We start from the raw sequence: 2,226 nt of genomic DNA, 5'->3' as shown, positions 1-2,226 counted from the left end.
CGCATCCACCCTCGACGGCTTCCTGGCCGATGAGCACGACTCCCTGGACTGGCTGCTCCACCAGGACATCGACCCCGAGGGCCCCGGCGGCAACGACGCCTTCATGCGCTCGGTGGGCGCGATCGTGATGGGCCGGGCCACCTACATGTGGCTGCGCGACCACCTGGAGGCCGACGGCGACGGCTGGCCGTACACGGTGCCGGCCTGGGTGCTCTCCCACGCGGAGCTGCCCGGCATCGAGGGGGCCGACCTGCGCTTCGCCTCCGGATCCGTTGTTCCCTTGCACGCCGAGCTGGTGGCGGCGGCCGGTGCCAAGGACGTGTGGGTGGTGGGCGGAGGGGACCTGGCCGGGCAGTTCGTGGATGCGGGCCTGCTGGATCAGCTGATCATCGCGATCACCCCGGTCACGCTGGGGGCAGGGAAACCGCTGCTGCCCCGCCGGCTCGACCTGACGCTACGAACGGTGGCCAGGAACCGGGCATTCGTGTGCGCCACCTTCGACGTGCTCGGGCCGATGCGGTAAGTGCCCTCGCTGGCATCTATCCAGATATCTGATTATCAGATAGGGTGGACGGATGCGGACCATCAGCGCGACGGAAGCCTCCCGGCACTTCTCCGATCTGCTCGACGCGATCGAAGCCGGCGATGCTGTCGTGGTCACTCGCGGGAACCGGCCAATCGCTGAGATCCGTCCTGCCCCGCGCCACACCGGGCGGGACCTTCGAGAAGCACTGCAGAAGATCCCCCCTCCGGATGACCGCTTCCGTACGGACATCGCCGAAGCCTTGGACTACGTCGTGGACATGACGGAGAACCCGTGGGACGACGACTGATCCTCGACACCAACCTGCTGATCGACTACGAGCGCGGCAGGCTGGATCAGCGATCCTTCGACGACGATGAGCTGGCGATCGCCTCCATCACGGTCGCGGAGTACCGCATCGGCATTGAGTTCGCGCAGACTGCGCAGCAGGTCACCCACCGCGAGAGCGCACTGGAGGCGATCATCGATGCGGTCGAGGTGCTGGACTATACGGAGGCGACAGCTGCCCATCATGCGCGGCTGATCGCACACGCCCGTCGTTCGGGCAGGCCGCGCGGGGCGCACGATCTGATCATCGCCGCACACGCCGCGCAGACCGGCAGGATCGTGCTGAGCCGCGACGCCGCGGCACGCTTCGGCGACCTGCCCGGTGTCGTCGCGACGAGTCCCTGACCCGTAGCACCCCGACCCCTCAGCGCCCTGACCTGCAGCGGTGAGATCTCACATGGCAGCGTTGATGGCGTCCACCAGCTGCTGGATCATCGCGCGGTCCAGTCCTCCCAGGCCGGAGAGCCGGTTCAGGGGCATCTGCGCGATCATCTTCTGCATCTCGGGGTCCTCGGCGATCGGCATCTGGGCGAACAGCGGTGCGAGCACTGCCTGTGCGGCAGGCAGTGCCATCACCTCGCCCACGGTCCAGGTGGTGTCCACCACCGGCGTCGGCTCATCGCCTGCGATCTCCACCTCGGCCTGCAGCGGCAGGTCGCGGCTGGAGAACCCGACCTCGACGGCGTAGGTGCCGGTCTCGACCACCCAGGCTCCGTCGACCACCGACCAGAACTGCAGGTCCTCGCGGGGGATGCGGATGCTGAGCTGCTCGGAGGCACCGGGCTCCAGCGTCACGTCGCCGAAGCCCTTCAGCTCCCGCAGGGCCCGGGTGACCGTCGAGCCCTCGACGGACACGTAGGCCTGGACCACCGCACGGCCGGCCCTCTCCCCGGTGTTGGTGACGGTGACGGTGACGTCCAGACCGTCGGCCCCGGAGGTCACGGCCAGGTCCCCCAGCTCGAAGGTGGTGTAGGACAGGCCGTGGCCGAAGGGGTAGGCCACCTCGGTGCCCAGGGCATCGAAGCCGCGGTAGCCCACGAACAGTCCCTCCCCGTAGCGCACCCGGGAGTGGTCCCCGGGGAAGTGCAGGTAGGAGGGGGTGTCCTCGAGGCGCAGCGGGATGGTCTCGGCGAGGTGACCGGAGGGGTTCGCGCGGCCGAACAGCACGTCGGCCACGGCCTCGCCACCGGCCTGGCCCAGCAGCCAGGTCTCCAGCACTGCGGGAGCGGCGGTGACCGCTGCGGGCAGGCGCACGGCGGAGCCGTTGGACAGCAGCACCACCACCCGGCCCGTGACCTGCTGGATCGCCTCCAGCAGCTCGATCTGGGCGGCCGGCAGCTCCATGTCCTCCCGGT

At 69.2% G+C, this 2,226-nt stretch carries 4 protein-coding genes; 3 read left to right on the top strand and 1 reads right to left on the bottom strand.

Features of this window, described 5'->3' with window-relative positions:
• The 3 genes from Q4F04_RS15600 to Q4F04_RS15590 form a co-directional block, all read left to right on the top strand.
• The coding region (locus Q4F04_RS15600; RefSeq protein WP_303370703.1) for a dihydrofolate reductase family protein at positions 1-523 on the top strand (523 nt) is incomplete at its 5' end.
• Positions 524-575: 52 nt separating this feature from the next.
• A complete protein-coding gene (locus Q4F04_RS15595) occupies positions 576-833 on the top strand; it encodes a type II toxin-antitoxin system Phd/YefM family antitoxin (protein ID WP_204410858.1) in 258 nt (85 codons plus the stop codon).
• Positions 818-1,216 (top strand): PIN domain-containing protein, encoded by a 399-nt coding sequence (locus Q4F04_RS15590; protein WP_303370702.1) that lies wholly within the window; start codon positions 818-820, stop codon positions 1,214-1,216. Before Q4F04_RS15595 ends, Q4F04_RS15590 begins: the two co-directional genes overlap by 16 nt.
• 48 nt (positions 1,217-1,264) lie before the next feature.
• Here Q4F04_RS15590 and Q4F04_RS15585 read toward each other — a convergent pair.
• Positions 1,265-2,226: glycoside hydrolase family 3 C-terminal domain-containing protein (locus Q4F04_RS15585; protein WP_303370701.1), on the bottom strand; the 962-nt coding region annotated here is incomplete at its 5' end.

Source organism: Paracoccus sp. (in: a-proteobacteria), from assembly GCF_030536915.1.
Classification (GTDB): domain Bacteria; phylum Pseudomonadota; class Alphaproteobacteria; order Rhodobacterales; family Rhodobacteraceae; genus Paracoccus.
Note: the sequence above shows the minus strand (reverse complement) of the source record. Positions and strands in the feature narration are given on the sequence as shown.

What these genes read in the sequence shown, in the direction of transcription:
- Q4F04_RS15595 (WP_204410858.1), top strand. Translation starts at nt 576, where the DNA reads ATGCGGACCATCAGCGCGACGGAAGCCTCCCGGCACTTCTCCGATCTG.